The 14,182-nt window shown below is 65.9% G+C and carries 11 protein-coding genes and 3 pseudogenes; 7 read left to right on the top strand and 7 right to left on the bottom strand.

What is annotated here, in order from left to right; all coding sequences use genetic code 11:
- Positions 1–263 precede the first annotated feature (263 nt).
- Both ABFB10_RS19200 and prfB read left to right on the top strand, forming a co-directional pair.
- A pseudogene (locus tag ABFB10_RS19200) lies at positions 264–2,802 on the top strand (penicillin-binding protein 1A).
- Positions 2,803–3,121: 319 nt separating this feature from the next.
- A pseudogene (prfB, locus tag ABFB10_RS19195) lies at positions 3,122–4,248 on the top strand (peptide chain release factor 2).
- 114 nt (positions 4,249–4,362) lie between these two features.
- On the opposite strand, the gene ABFB10_RS19190 reads toward prfB, so the two are convergent.
- A complete protein-coding gene (locus ABFB10_RS19190) occupies positions 4,363–4,494 on the bottom strand; it encodes a hypothetical protein (protein WP_347167720.1) in 132 nt (43 codons plus the stop codon).
- Positions 4,495–4,821: 327 nt separating this feature from the next.
- Here ABFB10_RS19190 and ABFB10_RS19185 point away from each other — a divergent pair, with 327 nt between their 5' ends.
- A complete protein-coding gene (locus ABFB10_RS19185; protein ID WP_347167719.1) occupies positions 4,822–5,622 on the top strand; it encodes a DUF2189 domain-containing protein in 801 nt (266 codons plus the stop codon).
- 5 nt (positions 5,623–5,627) lie between these two features.
- Here ABFB10_RS19185 and ABFB10_RS19180 read toward each other — a convergent pair whose 3' ends face one another.
- Positions 5,628–6,389, bottom strand: coding sequence for a helix-turn-helix domain-containing protein (locus tag ABFB10_RS19180; RefSeq protein ID WP_347167718.1), 762 nt, complete (start codon positions 6,387–6,389; stop codon positions 5,628–5,630).
- Positions 6,390–6,689: 300 nt separating this feature from the next.
- On the opposite strand from ABFB10_RS19180, the gene ABFB10_RS19175 reads away from it, so the two are divergent.
- Entirely contained in the window at positions 6,690–6,998 is a 309-nt protein-coding gene (locus ABFB10_RS19175) for a hypothetical protein (RefSeq protein WP_347167717.1), read from the top strand.
- A 101-nt stretch (positions 6,999–7,099) separates the two neighbouring features.
- Here the strand turns inward: ABFB10_RS19175 and ABFB10_RS19170 are convergent, their stop codons facing one another.
- The 3 genes and pseudogenes from ABFB10_RS19170 to ABFB10_RS19160 form a co-directional block, all read right to left on the bottom strand.
- On the bottom strand, positions 7,100–7,621 hold the full coding sequence (locus tag ABFB10_RS19170) for a gamma carbonic anhydrase family protein (RefSeq protein ID WP_347167716.1): 522 nt from the start codon (positions 7,619–7,621) through the stop codon (positions 7,100–7,102).
- A gap of 7 nt (positions 7,622–7,628) precedes the next feature.
- Positions 7,629–8,262: pseudogene (gene gmk, locus ABFB10_RS19165) on the bottom strand (guanylate kinase); the annotation flags it as partial.
- A 4-nt stretch (positions 8,263–8,266) separates the two neighbouring features.
- Entirely contained in the window at positions 8,267–9,157 is an 891-nt protein-coding gene (locus tag ABFB10_RS19160) for a YicC/YloC family endoribonuclease (RefSeq protein ID WP_347167715.1), read from the bottom strand.
- Positions 9,158–9,347: 190 nt separating this feature from the next.
- Between ABFB10_RS19160 and ABFB10_RS19155 the strand changes: the two genes are divergently transcribed.
- Complete coding sequence (locus tag ABFB10_RS19155; RefSeq protein WP_347167714.1) at positions 9,348–10,073, top strand: PAS domain-containing protein; 726 nt, start codon at positions 9,348–9,350, stop codon at positions 10,071–10,073.
- A gap of 192 nt (positions 10,074–10,265) precedes the next feature.
- Here the strand turns inward: ABFB10_RS19155 and ABFB10_RS19150 are convergent, their stop codons facing one another.
- Positions 10,266–10,484: a hypothetical protein gene (locus ABFB10_RS19150; RefSeq protein WP_347167713.1), complete on the bottom strand. Its 219-nt coding sequence runs from the start codon at positions 10,482–10,484 to the stop codon at positions 10,266–10,268.
- A 435-nt stretch (positions 10,485–10,919) separates the two neighbouring features.
- Here ABFB10_RS19150 and ABFB10_RS19145 point away from each other — a divergent pair, with 435 nt between their 5' ends.
- On the top strand, positions 10,920–12,674 hold the full coding sequence (locus tag ABFB10_RS19145) for an acetolactate synthase 3 large subunit (protein WP_347167712.1): 1,755 nt from the start codon (positions 10,920–10,922) through the stop codon (positions 12,672–12,674).
- A gap of 195 nt (positions 12,675–12,869) precedes the next feature.
- Here the strand turns inward: ABFB10_RS19145 and ABFB10_RS19140 are convergent, their stop codons facing one another.
- Positions 12,870–13,511 (bottom strand): TetR/AcrR family transcriptional regulator, encoded by a 642-nt coding sequence (locus ABFB10_RS19140; protein ID WP_347167711.1) that lies wholly within the window; start codon positions 13,509–13,511, stop codon positions 12,870–12,872.
- A gap of 17 nt (positions 13,512–13,528) precedes the next feature.
- On the opposite strand from ABFB10_RS19140, the gene ABFB10_RS19135 reads away from it, so the two are divergent.
- Entirely contained in the window at positions 13,529–14,116 is a 588-nt protein-coding gene (locus ABFB10_RS19135) for an NAD(P)H-dependent oxidoreductase (protein WP_347167710.1), read from the top strand.
- The last annotated feature ends 66 nt before the right edge of the window (positions 14,117–14,182 follow it).

The raw sequence follows: 14,182 nt of genomic DNA, 5'->3' as shown, positions 1-14,182 counted from the left end.
GGGATGCCGCCGGGCCCGGGCGGCGCGCGCGGGCCGAAGCGGTGTCACCCGGGGCCGGGCGGGGAGGGGGCTCTGCCCCCGCTGCGCTCCCCCGGAGGTATTTGGACCAAGAAGAAACATGGGGCGCGGCAGCCCGGTCGGGTGGTCGGTGCCCTGCCTCGCGGCGGGCGCAGCGGGGTCGGCGGTCTCTTGCGTGATCGTGTTTTGACGGCGGGCGAGGCTGGATATATGCAGGCGACAACGGGATTTCCGGGGGTTCACGCGTGACGCGATTCATCTTTTCTTTCTTCGGGGCGATCTTCGCGGTCGTGACCATGGGCGCCATGATGGTGGCGCTGACCGTCGGCGCGGTGTTCTGGATGTACGGGCGCGACCTGCCCAGCCACGAGCATCTTGCGCAATACACGCCGCCGACGATCAGCCGGATCTTCAACGGCGAGGGACGGGTGATCGACGAATTCGCGCAGGAGCGGCGGCTGTTCACCCCGGCGGCGCAGATCCCCGACATGGTCAAGCACGCCTTCATCTCGGCCGAGGACAAGAACTTCTACAACCACCAGTGGCTATGACATTCGCGGGATCGTCGCCGCCGGCGTGCAGGCGGTGCAGTCGCGCGGGCGCGATGTGCGCGGCGCCTCGACGATCACACAGCAGGTGATGAAGAACTTCCTGCTCTCCGGCGACCGGCGGGCCGAGCGCAAGATCAAGGAGATCATCCTGGCCTCCCGCGTCGAAGAGGCGCTGTCGAAGGAGAAGATCCTCGAGCTGTATCTGAACGAGATCTTCCTCGGGCAGAACGCCTATGGCGTCACCGCCGCCGCGCAGGTCTATTTCAACAAGTCGCTGGGCCAGCTTGCCCCGCACGAGGCGGCCTTTCTTGCCGCCCTGCCCAAGGCGCCCTCGTCCTTTCACCCGGTGCGCAACAAGGAGCGGGTGACCGACCGGCGCAACTTCGTGCTGCGCGAGATGTACGAGAACGGCTATATCGACGAGGCCACCTACCAGGCCGAGCGCGCGTTGCCGCTGGCCACGGTGCAGAACGGCGATTACGAGCCCTACCAGCGCTCGCTGCCGCCGCGCGACTATTTCACCGACGAGATCCGCCGCCAGCTGAGCCGCGATTTCGGCGAGGACCAGTTCTTCTCGGGCGGCTACTCCGTCCGGGCGACGCTGGACCCGGACATGCAGGAAGAGGCGGCACGGTCGCTGCGCATCGCGCTGGAGGATTACGACCGCGGGCTTGGCCGCTGGCGCGGTACCGGCAAGACCATCCCGGTCGAGACGCTGGGCGAAGAGGCCGCGTGGCGCGCCGCGCTGGCGGATGTGCGCGTGGCGCGCGACATCGTCCTGCCGCATCCCCGGCATGTGGCCGTGGTGCGCGAGGTGCGCGAGAATTCCCTGCTTCTGGGCATCGAGGACGTGCCGCTGGACGATCCGCGCGGGATGGAACTGCCGCGGTCGGACACCAACTGGTTCTCGGGCAGCCTGTTCGACAATTTCGAGGCGGGCGACGTGATCCACGTGCGCCAGATCACCGAAGACGGCAGCGGCGGTTTCGTCCGCTGGTCGCTGCGGCAGGTGCCGGGCGTGCAGGGCGGCTTCATGGCGATGGACGTCCACACCGGCCGCGTCATCGCCATGCAGGGCGGCTTCAGCTACCAGCACTCGGTCTTCAACCGCGCCACGCAGGCGATGCGCCAGCCCGGGTCCAGCTTCAAGCCCTTCGTCTATGCCTCGGCGCTGGACTCGGGCTATACCCCGGCCACGATCATCGTCGACGCCCCCATCGAGATCAACACGCCGCAGGGTGTCTGGCGGCCCAAGAACGCCTCGCACCGCTTTTACGGGCCGACGCCGCTGCGCACCGGCATCGAGCAGTCGCGGAACCTGATGACCATTCGCCTGGCCCAGGAGGTCGGCATCGACACCGTCGACCGCTATGCCGAGAAGTTCGGCGTCTACGAGAACATGGGCCGCAACCTTGCCAATGCGCTTGGCGCCGACGAGACGACGCTGTTCAAGATGGTCGCCGCCTACGCCATGTTCGCCAATGGCGGCGAGCGGGTCGAGCCGACGCTGGTGGACCGGGTGCAGGACCGCTATGGCGCCACGGTCTACAGCCACGACGCCGCCGAGGGAAACCGGCGGGTCTGCGTCGACTGTGACGATCCCAACATCGCCCCGGGCCGCAGCCCGCGCATCGTGAACGAGCGTGAGCGCATCATGAACGCAGTGACCGCCTATCAGCTGACCTCGATGATGCAGGGCGTGGTGGAACGCGGCACCGCGCGCAGTGCGGTCAACCTGTCGGTGCCCACGGCGGGCAAGACCGGCACCACCAACGATCTCGAAGGACGTGTGGTTCCCGGGCTTCACCTCGAACATCGTCGCCGGCTGCTACATCGGCTACGACACCCCCGGCCGCTGGGCCGCGGGGCCTCGGGCGGGCGTTTCTGCGGGCCGGTGTTCCAGCGCTTCATGCAGAAGGCTGTCGCGGAATATGGCGGAGGCGCCTTCAAGGTGCCGGCGGAATGCGAGTTCATCAAGATCGACCGCTTTTCCGGTGCGCGGCTGTCTGACAGCGCCTCCGGGCCGAACGTGGTGTCCGAATGCTTCCGCTTCGGCGAAGAGCCGATCTTCGGCATCCAGTTCGACGGAGGTTTCGCGATCTCCGGCAGCTTCGACCTGATCCGCCCCGAGGGCGGCAGCGCGGCGCGCGAGGTCACCACCTCGACCGGCGAGAAGGCCATCGTGGGGCCCAAGGCGGGCTTCGGCACGCTGTCCTCCGGCGGTCTGTACTGAGACGGATGGGGGCCGCCCCCGGGCGTGGGCCCGGGGCGGCGCGACCGGGTGCGACCGGACAAGACGCTGTCCTGAGGCGGTGGCAGTCTGCGCTGGGATCGACCCGCCGTGTGCGCCGCCACGGCCTGCGTGATGGGCCGGGGCAGGGCGGTCTGCAAAGGGAAGGCTGACCTTCCGCGCATCCGGTCCGACCCCGGTCTTTGGCCGTCCGCGCCCTTGCGCAATCCGCTGGCTGCCCTGCATGCGCGCTCTGCGCTTGCCCGTCCGCTGGCGCCTTGGTATCACGCGGCACTCAGGACATCTGAACAGGAACCCTCCCATGCGCGCCGAAGCCCAGAACAATGTCGAGAAGATCCAGAAATCGCTGGACCTGCTCAAGCAGCGGCTGGGCTGGGAGACGGCGCAGCACCGGCTGGAGGAATTCGACGCGCGGATGGAGAACCCCAACCTCTGGGACGATCCCGCCAATGCGCAGAAGCTGACGAAGGACCGGCAGGCGCTGGTTTCGGCGATGGAGACCTACAGCAACCTCAAGCAGGAGCTGGAGGATCAGGTCGAGCTGATCGAACTGGGCGAGATGGAAGAGGACGAGGAAGTCGTTTCCGAGGCCGAGGCGGCGCTGAAGGCGCTGGTGGAAGTCGCCGCCAAGAAAGAGCTCGAGGCGCTGCTGGACGGCGAAAGCGACGGCAACGACGCCTTCCTCGGAAATCAAGGCCGGCGCCGGCGGCACCGAGGCCTGCGACTGGGCGCAGATGCTGGCGCGCATGTATGTCCGCTGGGCCGAGAAGCGCGGCTTCGAGGTGGATCTTCAGGAAGAACAGGCGGGCGCCGAGGCGGGCATCAAGTCCGCAACCTACCAGATCAAGGGGCCGAACGCCTATGGCTGGCTGAAGTCGGAATCGGGCACGCACCGGCTGGTGCGGATCTCGCCCTTCGGCAAGGGTACGCGTGAGACCTCTCTTCGCCGCCGTGGGCGCCTATCCGGTGATCGACGACAATATCGAGATCGAGGTGAATCCCGCCGACATCCGCATCGACACCTTCCGGTCGTCCGGCGCGGGCGGTCAGCACGTCAACACAACCGACTCGGCGGTGCGGATCACCCACCACCCGACCGGCATCGTGGTGACGAGTTCCGAGAAATCGCAGCACCAGAACCGCGACATCGCCATGAAGGCGCTGAAATCGCGGCTGTACCAGCTGGAACTGGACCGCCGCAACGCCGAGGTGAACGCCCTGCACGAGGCCAAGGGTGACGCGGGCTGGGGCAACCAGATCCGGTCCTACGTGCTGCAGCCCTACCAGATGGTGAAGGACCTGCGCACCAGCTACGAGACGGCGGACACCCGGGGCACGCTCGACGGCAACCTCGATCCCTTCATGGAAGCGACACTGGCGCTTCAGGTCTCCGGCAAGAGCCGGGCCGACGCCCGCAGCGAGGACTGACGGCGCCAGGGCGGGGAAATCCTTTGGAAAGGATTTGAAAATTCCATCGATGGAATTTGCCCGCGCCCGCGGCCCATGTGCGTCGGAAGCCGCCAGCGGTGCGGGGCACAGCCGTCAGTTGCGCGGCGCGTAAAACCCGTCCCAATCCACGCGCTCGGGGAAGCGCCTTCCGAGGGCCCGCTGCCCCTGCGCCGTCAGCGTCCATCCGGTCATCGCCGTCGCCCATCCGCCAGCCGAGGCTGTCACGCGGCATGTCCGGACGCAAAAGCCGGGGCGGCTGAGCGAGCTGCTCCGGCAGGTCCGGCACGCCAGAGCGGATCTCCAGAAAGGCCGCGCGCAGCGCCTCGGCGCCGTTCGAGCGATCCAGCAGTGCCTTGACGCCGATACGCTGGGTTATGCCCTCCGGACCGCGCTGCATGGGGCAACTTGTCCCGGGGCATGGACAGTCCTGCCGCGCCCGAAACACAGCCTTTCCGGGCAAGGCAAAAATCTGCCGGCCATCGGGCTTGCGCAATGACCCTGTCCGCCATTTACTGCCCCACGTGATGACAACTCGTGCAGGGATGAGGCTCGATGCCCGATACGCCCAAACCCGGAGTGCCCGACCCGGGACCCGTATCGCCCGCGCTTCTGCGCGAAGCCCTGCGCCGTGGCTGGCGCGATCTGCTTCGGGCACCGGGCTACGCGGTCTTGTTCGCGGGCTTCTACGTCGCGGCGGGCTGGCTGATGACGCTGGTGACCTGGGCAACGGGGCAAAGCTACTGGCTGGTCTTCGCGGCCATCGGCTTTCCGCTTTTCGCGCCCTTCGCCGCCGTGGGCTTCTACGACATCAGCCGCAGGCTGGAACAGGGGCGCCCGCTGGAGCCGGGCCAGATCCTGTCGGTCGTGGCGCGCCAGTCAAAGCGGCAACTTCCGTCGATCAGCGCCATCATCATCGTGGTCTTCCTGTTCTGGTTCTTCCTTGCCCATATGATCTTTGCGCTTTTCCTGGGCCTGTCGGTGATGACCAATGTTTCCAGCAGCTTCGAGATCTACCTGACGGCCAACGGGCTGACGATGCTGGCGGTCGGCACGGCGGTGGGCGCGGGCTTTTCCGTGCTGCTCTACATGATCACGGTGCTGTCCCTGCCGCTGCTGCTGGACCGCGAGGTGGATTTCGTCACCGCGATGGTGACCTCGTTCCAATATGTGCAGGCGCATGCCGTGACCATGCTGGGCTGGGGCGCCTTCATCGCGGTGGTGACGCTGGCGTCGATGCTGCCGGGTTTCCTGGGGTTGTTCCTGACGCTGCCGCTGTTCGGCCACGCGACATGGCACGTCTATGACATGCTGGCCTATGGCAGGGCGCCCGCCCCTGCGGGCGTGACCGCCTGAGGCCTTCAGGCGAAGGGCTCGCCGACCTTCAGCAGCGTGCGGTGGTAGGGCAGCAGTTCCGAGGCGGCGCAGAACCCGGCGGCGCGGGCGACCGGCAGGACATCGGCCATGGCGTGCCCGAGATACTCGTAGACCAGCCGTTCGACCCGGCGCCCGGCGACGTTCTCGCGCACCGTGCGGGCGACATAGCCGACCCAGAAGTTGTTCTCGAAGCTGGGCACCCGGGCGAGGTAGTTGAAGGTGGTCGTGGTTGCGCCCCTGCGGCTGACCAGTGCCGCAACGCCCTCTTCCTGCGCCAGTACGGGGCCGCGGAACTCTCGTGTGGCGGGGGTGGTGGGCAGGCCCTGCCGGGCCATGGCGTCGCGTGCCTCGAACCCCTTCAGGAAGGTGTGGTCCTTGTCGCGGTAGACGAAGATCAGCCCTTGCACGTAGCGCGTTTCGTCCGAGAAGCTGCGCCGTGAAAAGCGGTAGAACCCCGAGGGCAGCTCCTTTTCGGGCACCACACCGGCGGTCGCGCCCATGAAGTCGACGACCGCGGGGTGGAGCAGCAGGCTGTCGCCGCTGGCGGTCACCTCCTCCACCGGCTCCAGCAGGATGCGGGCGTCGACGCTGAAATAGGTGCAGATGCGGTGCAGCACGTCGGGGCGCGGAAAGCTCTCGCCCGAAAGGTAGCGATTGTACTGTGTCCGGTTGATGCCGAGGTCCCGACACAGGGCCGAGATGGACGCGGCCTGCTTGGACAGCTGACGCAAATTCGCACCAAGCACAGAGCGGAGATCCGCCGGGCTGGGGCTACTGCTGTGGGAAGCTGTGGCGTTCACCGGCATGACGTGTACTCTTTTGGTTGAGGAGTCACCGGCTTGCACAGCCAATACACTCCTTTCGTACCGCGTTTGGGTAAAAGCTGATCCTGCTTGGCGTCACTGGTGATGCGTACTGGCGCCAATTTTGCGCATCAGAGACACAAAAATCAAGAAGCCGGCGCGGAAAAAGTCATACACAGCGATCGGGATTTCATTCACCCTGATCGCACAACCTTTTGGAACGGGTGAAAAATGTCGGACCAAATGATGGGCGTTGTTCTCTGGGCGGATGCTCACGACCGTAGGGCCGTGATCTGGTGCGAGGATCACGGAAATCTGGCCTACTATACCGCGCCGAACCAGACAGCGCATGATGGCGAGTGCCTCGACGCGGGCGACCTGATCGCCTTCGATATCCGCGAAGAGCACGATTGCCGCCTTGCGCGGAACCCGCGCCGCATGAACGCGGGCTTCGCACCCTATCTGGCACATGATCTTTCGGGCGTTCGGCGGACCACGGCCGATATGGCACCGGGTGGCAACGTCCTGCCCTTCGTCAAGCGCGCGGGCTGAGGCAGGCAGGGCAGGGCAGCGATCCCTGTCGCGCGTCTTGCAGGGCGCCGGGGCGACATCTGCCCGGCGCCGGGGTTTAGGGCGCCGGGATCCGACAGCGCCTAGAGCGCCGTCAGGCTTTCGGCAAAGCGCGCGGCTTTCGCGCGGTACGATGTGGCGGACCGGCGCAGTCCTTCGATGGCGGCCTCGTCCAGCTGCCGGACAACCTTGCCCGGCATCCCCATGACAAGCGAGCCGTCGGGGATCTCGCGGCCCTCGGGGATCAGCGCGCCCGCGCCGATCAGGCAGTTGCGCTCGATCTTGGCGCCGTTCAGCACCGTGGCCCCCATGCCGATCAGAGAGTTCTCGCCGATGGTGCAGCCGTGCAGCATGGCCTTGTGGCCGATGGTGCAGCCCGCGCCGATGACCAGCGGATGCCCCATGTCGGTGTGGCAGACCACGTTTTCCTGAAGGTTCGTGCCCTCTCCGACGCGGATTTCCTCGTTGTCGCCGCGCAGCACCGCGCCGAACCAGATCGAGGCGCCCGCCTCCAGCACCACGCGTCCCATGACATGGCTGCCGGGCGCCACCCGGGCATCCGCGGCGACCTGCGGCGAGACGCCGTCGAAAGCATACAGGGTCATTGGTCTCCTCCTCGAATTCCGCCTGAAGGCTGCGGACGTGATCCAGCAGCCCGGGCTGTTGCGTCCGCCGCAGCCGGGCGGCGGTGACGATGCTTTTCAGCCGCTCTTCGGTGCGGTCCAGATCCTCGTTCACCAGCACGAAATCGTAGGAGCCCCAGTGGCTGATCTCGTCCCAGCTTTTCTGCATGCGCCGGTCGATCACCTCGGCGTCGTCCTGCGCCCGCGCCTCCAGCCGCCGTTTCAGCTCGGCGATGGAGGGCGGCAGCAGGAAGATCGACAGCGTGTGCAGCGCCAGTTCAGAGTTCGTCATCTGCTGCGCACCCTGCCAGTCGATGTCGAACAGCACGTCCTTTCCGGCGATGATCGCATCGCGCACCGGCCCCTTGGGCGAGCCGTAGAAATTGCCGAAGACATGCGCGTGTTCCAGCATCTCGCCCTCGGCTGACCGCCTTCTTGAAGGCGCTTTCGGACATGAAGTGGTAATCCTCGCCGTCCACCTCTCCGGGGCGCGGCTTGCGGGTGGTGGCCGAGACGGAGAAGTTGATCGAGGGATCCCGGGACCGCAGGCGGCGGGCCAGCGTGGATTTCCCCGCGCCCGAGGGCGAGGACAGGATGATCAGAAGGCCGCGACGCGACGCCATGGGCTTACTCCACGTTCTGGACCTGCTCGCGCATCTGGTCGATGACCGTCTTCAGCGCCAGCCCGGTCGAGGTCAAGGTTGGATCGCCGCTCTTGGAGCACAGCGTATTGGCTTCGCGGTTGAATTCCTGGCAGAGGAAATCCAGCTTGCGGCCCACCGCGCCATCCTCGGCCAGCAGGGCGCGGGCGCGGGTCACATGGGCGCGCAGGCGGTCGATTTCCTCGGTCACGTCGGCCTTGACGGCGATCAGCGCCAGTTCCTGCGCCAGCCGCGCCTCGTCGACGCCCTCGGCGTTCTCCATCACGCGGGCCAGTTGCGTCCGCAGCCGTTCGCGGGCCTGCGGCATGCGCGCCTCGGCGGCCTCTGCCGCCTCGTCCACCAGCCGCGCGATCTCGTCGAACTGGCCCTGCAGGATCGCGGTCAGCGCGGCGCCCTCGGCGCGGCGGGCGGCGATGAACTCCGCCAGTGCCGCCTCGAAGTCCGACAAGAGCAGGGCGCGGATCCGGGCCACGTCGACCTCGGCGGCTTCGCTGGTCAGAACCCCGCGCAAGGCGACGATATCCGCAGAGGTCGAGGGCGCCAGCGACAGGCCCCGGGCCATGGCGGCCTCTTCGATCTCGTGCATGGCGGTCAGCAAAGCCTCCAGCTGCGCGGCATCCAGGCGCTGCGCGCCCTCGGTCCCGTCAGAGGCCAGCTTCAGCCCGATCTGCACATTGCCGCGATCCGGGGCTTTCGTCGCCAGCGCACGCACCTGCGGCTCCAGCCCTTCGACCCAGTCGGGCAGGCGCAGGCGCAGGTCCAGCCCCTTGCCGTTGACGCCCCGCATCTCCCGGGTCGAGGTCAGGCCAAGGCCCTGACCCTGCCGGCTGGCGAAGCCCGTCATGGATTGCCGCATCTCGTCTCCTTCGTTGCGGTTGGGCCTAGCGGCTCTGCAACCACAAGACAAGTCCATGAAGAGGGCGTTAACCTCGCCCGGACAAATGAGGCGAAAACTTGGTGCAAATCTGGTAGTAATACTTTCGTAACGAAGTTTAAGCAGGGTGGTGGCAGGGGGCTCGCCTACCCGCACCCGAGAGGAGCGGATCGTGTTGGGCAAAGGTGGAAACGATCATGGAAGCGATCACGGGATCGTCTCGATGACAGAGCGCGAAAAGCGGCGGCGGCTGGCCCCGCTGCGGCAGGTCGAAGCCTACTGGCACGGCCTGAGCGCCGAGAACCGGGTGCCGCTGCGGTCGCAGATCGACCCGCGCGGCATGGAAGACGCGCTGGAATACGCCTTGCTGATGGAACGCATCGCGCCGACCATGGCCAAGGTCCGTGTCGCCGGTTCCCATCTGAACGACCTGATGGGCATGCAGATCGCCGGCATGCCGCTGTCCTCGCTGATTGCCCCGTCCGACCGGGACCGCTTTGGGCAGGCGGTGCAGCATCTCTTCGACGATCCGGCCATCGTGCGCCTGAGGCTGACGGCAGAGGGCGGCTTCGGCAAGCCCGACATGGAGGCCGATATGGTGCTGCTGCCGCTGCGCTCGGATTTCGGCGACCTGTCGCGGGGGCTGGGCGCGCTGATCAGCCATGGCCGGATCGGGCGCACGCCGCGCCGCTTCCTGATCACCGGGATCGAGGTTCTGCCGGTGACGGGGCAGGGGGCGGCGGAGCCTGCGCCGGTCGGGACGGACGCAGCAAAGCCCGCCCCCGCGTTCCGGGAAGAGGGCGCGCCCTTCCGGCACCGGCATCCAGCCGCGATGGAAACCAAATCCTGCGCGTCCCGCCGGGGGCATCTGCGGCTGGTCGTGGACAACGACAACTGAGGGGCGCCCCGTACCCGTGACCCGGTTCGGGGTCGCCTTCGGGCTGGCCCCGGTTCTCGGGCGGGCGCCGTCCGGCTGGCCGCGATGGCGCAGCGCTGCGACCGGGGCATCCGGTCGTTACGGACATCCGGCGGAAACCAAAAGGGCGCCGGGTTTCCCCGTGCGCCCCGGCACTGTTTCTCTGTCAGCCTGTTACAGCCGGACGTTGACCTTTGCGGCCTCTGTACAGGCGGCAAGCTGCGTCAGAAGCGTGTCGGGCATCACCCGCGCCTCATGTTCGATGTCCGGCTCGTTGTCGGCCAGGTCAGAGGCGTGTGGCACCCCGCCCAATGCCGCCGCCAGACCGATCAGCGCGACCAGAGCCGCCGCCTTGCACAGTGTGAAATCCCGATAGTATAGATTGCGTGCCATCCCTGGCCCTCCCGGGGTCCCTTGCCCCACCTGCTTTTGGGTGCAAATCACCCTGTTTCTGTGTCATCAGGATCACAAATTTGACCCTTTCTGGCAATTCACAAACATGAGCGCATTGTTGCAATTGACTCTCTGCGCACAGGTCGGCGCGCATGCGCGCACCTGCCGGCAAAATACCGCGCAATAATCGCAAAGAAAAAACGCCGCGCGGGACAGATTTTTCGGGTGCGCCCGGTTGACCTGCCCGGACCCCGGTCATAATGTCTCGACGCGGAGTAAAGGAGCCTGAACAGGTGATCACGCTAGTCGTCATCGTAGGGAAAGCGCGCATGGGCCGGTAACGGTTTCCCAGATGAGGACCCATGCGCCCCCGCCAGACCGGACGGGGGCTTTTTTATACCCGCTAAACGCAGTGTCGGAGATGGAGATGAACCGATGACACGTCAGATGACCGGAGCGAAAATGGTGGTTCAGGCCCTGAAGGATCAGGGTGTGGACACGGTATTCGGCTATCCCGGCGGCGCCGTTCTACCCATCTACGACGAGATTTTTCAGCAAAACGACATCAAGCACGTTCTCGTCCGTCACGAACAGGGCGCGGTGCACGCCGCCGAGGGCTATGCCCGCTCGACCGGCAAGCCGGGTGTCTGCCTCGTGACCTCTGGCCCCGGCGCCACGAACGCCGTCACCGGCCTGACCGATGCGCTGATGGATTCCATCCCGCTGGTCGTCCTGACCGGGCAGGTCCCGACCTTCATGATCGGCTCTGACGCCTTTCAGGAGGCGGACACCATCGGCATCACGCGGCCCTGCACGAAACACAACTGGCTGGTGAAAGAGACCGACAAGCTGTCGGGCACCATCCACGAGGCCTTTCACGTCGCCACCTCGGGCCGTCCCGGTCCGGTGCTGATCGACATCCCCAAGGACGTGCAGTTCGCCAGCGGCCAGTATACCCAGAAAGCCAAGGCCAAGACCTCGCATTACATGCCGCAGGTCAAGGGCGACCCCGAGATGATCCAGGCGCTTGTCGAGGCGCTGGAAGTGGCCGAGAAGCCGGTCTTCTACACCGGCGGCGGCGTGATCAACTCTGGCCCGGCGGCCAGCCAGCTGCTGCGCGAACTGGTCGAGGCGACGGGTTTTCCGATCACCTCCACGCTGATGGGGCTTGGCGCCTATCCGGCGAGCGGCAAGGCCTGGCTGGGCATGCTGGGGATGCACGGGCTTTACGAGGCCAACCTCGCCATGCACGGCTGTGACCTGATGATCAACGTGGGCGCGCGCTTCGACGACCGGATCACGGGGCGCATCGACGCCTTCAGCCCGAACTCGAAGAAGGCCCATATCGACATCGACCCCTCGTCGATCAACAAGGTGATTAAGACCGATTTCCCCATCGTCGGCGATGTGGCCCATGTGCTGGAAGACGTGCTGCACCTGTGGAAATCGCGCGGTCGCAAGGTTAACCGCGAGGCGCTGGCCAAGTGGTGGACCCAGATCGAGAAGTGGCAGAAGGTCGATTGCCTGAAGTACAAGCCGTCCGAGGGCGCGATCCGTCCGCAGCACGCGCTGGCGCGGCTGGAGGCGCTGACAAAGGGCCGTGACCGCTATATCTGCACCGAGGTCGGCCAGCACCAGATGTGGGCCGCGCAGTACCTGGGCTTCGAGGATCCGAACCGCTGGATGACCTCGGGCGGTCTGGGGACGATGGGCTACGGCTTCCCGGCCTCCATCGGCGTGCAGATGGCGCACCCCGAGGCGCTGGTGATCAACGTGGCGGGCGAGGCCTCGTGGCTGATGAACATGCAGGAGATGGGCACGGCGGTGCAGTACCGCCTGCCGGTCAAGCAGTTCATCCTCAACAACGAGCGTCTGGGCATGGTGCGCCAGTGGCAGCAGCTTCTGCACGGCGAGCGCTACTCGCAAAGCTGGTCCGAGGCGCTGCCCGACTTCGTCAAGCTGGCCGAGGCCTTTGGCGCCAAGGGCATCCAGTGCTCGGACCCGGCGGATCTGGACGACGCGCTGATGGAGATGATCGAGCACGACGGCCCGGTGATCATGGATTGCCTCGTCGAGAAGCACGAGAACTGCTTCCCGATGATCCCGTCGGGCGAGCCGCACAACAAGATGCTGCTCGGCGACGCCAAGGCGACCAACGCGATTGCCGGCAAGGGCGCGGTGCTGGTCTGATCGGACTGGCATGAAGGATAAACGCCCGGGCTTCGGCCCGGGCGTTTTCATGTGTGGGGGTCCGATTGGTCCGGCTTTTGGCCCGGGGCCGGTGTCGGCAGTCCGGGACCGGGCGGCGAGGGGTCGCGGCCCGTTGGACGCGTCCCCTTTGATTTGACGGTGTCCACGTGGCCTTGCGCAGCAAGCGATCCGGCCTCAGCCCGGGCAGAGCCAGGCCGTCAGCTGCGTTTCCAGCCTGTTCTCAACATTCTGGCTGCTGTGAAGCGCACAAAAGCTGAAGGCGATCGAGCTGATGCAGAAGGCCTGAATGCCCTCTGACAACAATTCGGGCGAAACATCCTGCCTGAACTGCTCTCTGTCCAGCTTCTCGATGAGAATGCGATCCAGCCTGACCAGCGACTCCGCGATTTCGCCGATTTCCTCGACCTTCAGCGCCCCTGACAGGCGCAGGTATAGGTCGAAGACATAGCGCTCGCTGGATATGAAGGCCAGATAGGGCATCAGGCCTGCCACCACGTCCGCGACGCTCTGGAATTTCGGGGCCGTTTCCATCCCGTCAAGCAGCGCGTTCAGCCGCTCGGCGATCAGGATGTCCATCAGGGCGTCTTTGTCTTTGAAATGAGAAAAGAACGTGCCCTTGGCCATTCCCGCCGCCGAGACGATGTCTTCGACGCGCAGCGCGCCATAGCCGACGGCAGAGGCCTTTTCCCGCGCCAAACTTAAAAGCGTCTCTCTGGTTCGAATGCTTCTGGCTTGCCTGGCGCGCGTCATGGAATTTTCACTAATGCAAATATTGACCATGGTCAACATTGTCCGTATTAAAGTGACCACGGTCATTTATTGGATCATCATCTATGAAGAAACGAATATTCGTCCTGAACGGGCACCCGGGCGGAACCTCGCTGTCAAAGCGGCTGTCCGAGGCCTACGCGCAGGCCGCGACCAAGGCAGGTCACGACCTGCGGCTGACCCATCTGCACGATCTCACGTTCGATCCCGACTTTGGCGAGGGCAGCTACAAGACCCTGAAACCGCTGGAGGGTGACCTGAAGGCGGTTGCCGCCGACCTGGAGTGGAGCGAGCACATTGTCCTGTTGACCCCGATGTGGTGGGGTGGTGTTCCGGCCAAGCTGAAAGGCCTGTTCGACCGCGTTCTTCTGCCCGGCTTTGCCTTCGATCCGCGCCAGAAACGGCTGGGGCTGCCCAAGCCGCTTCTGGCCGGTCGGACCGCGCGGCTGATCATGACATCCGATACCCCGGACTGGTTCTTCCGGCTTGCCTATGGGCGGGCGATGGTGCGCCAGCTGCGCGCGCAGGTCTTCGGCTTCGTCGGGATAAAGCCTTTGCGCGTCACGCATTTTTCAGAAGCCAGCCATCCGGCGCCGAAAGACGTCGAGAGATGGTCGGACGCGGTGGCCGCGCTGGGGCGTGCCGCCCGCTAACCCTTTGGAAATGTTTCAGGTCCGCGCGCCGGTGTCCTCCGGGGCCGCGCGCCCTGCACAATGGAG

This window comes from Ponticoccus litoralis, from assembly GCF_039769985.1.
GTDB classification, from domain to species: Bacteria; Pseudomonadota; Alphaproteobacteria; order Rhodobacterales; family Rhodobacteraceae; genus Ponticoccus; species Ponticoccus litoralis.
Note: the sequence above shows the minus strand (reverse complement) of the source record. Positions and strands in the feature narration are given on the sequence as shown.

Bases quoted from the DNA above. Each gene is read 5' to 3' on its own strand.
- ABFB10_RS19175 (WP_347167717.1), top strand. From the start codon at position 6,690: ATGATGGGCGTTGTTCTCTGGGCGGATGCTCACGACCGTAGGGCCGTG.
- ABFB10_RS19170 (WP_347167716.1), bottom strand. From the start codon at position 7,621: ATGACCCTGTATGCTTTCGACGGCGTCTCGCCGCAGGTCGCCGCGGAT.
- ABFB10_RS19160 (WP_347167715.1), bottom strand. From the start codon at position 9,157: ATGCGGCAATCCATGACGGGCTTCGCCAGCCGGCAGGGTCAGGGCCTT.
- ABFB10_RS19145 (WP_347167712.1), top strand. From the start codon at position 10,920: ATGACACGTCAGATGACCGGAGCGAAAATGGTGGTTCAGGCCCTGAAG.
- ABFB10_RS19150 (WP_347167713.1), bottom strand. From the start codon at position 10,484: ATGGCACGCAATCTATACTATCGGGATTTCACACTGTGCAAGGCGGCG.
- ABFB10_RS19140 (WP_347167711.1), bottom strand. From the start codon at position 13,511: ATGACCGTGGTCACTTTAATACGGACAATGTTGACCATGGTCAATATT.
- ABFB10_RS19135 (WP_347167710.1), top strand. From the start codon at position 13,529: ATGAAGAAACGAATATTCGTCCTGAACGGGCACCCGGGCGGAACCTCG.
- ABFB10_RS19185 (WP_347167719.1), top strand. From the start codon at position 4,822: ATGCCCGATACGCCCAAACCCGGAGTGCCCGACCCGGGACCCGTATCG.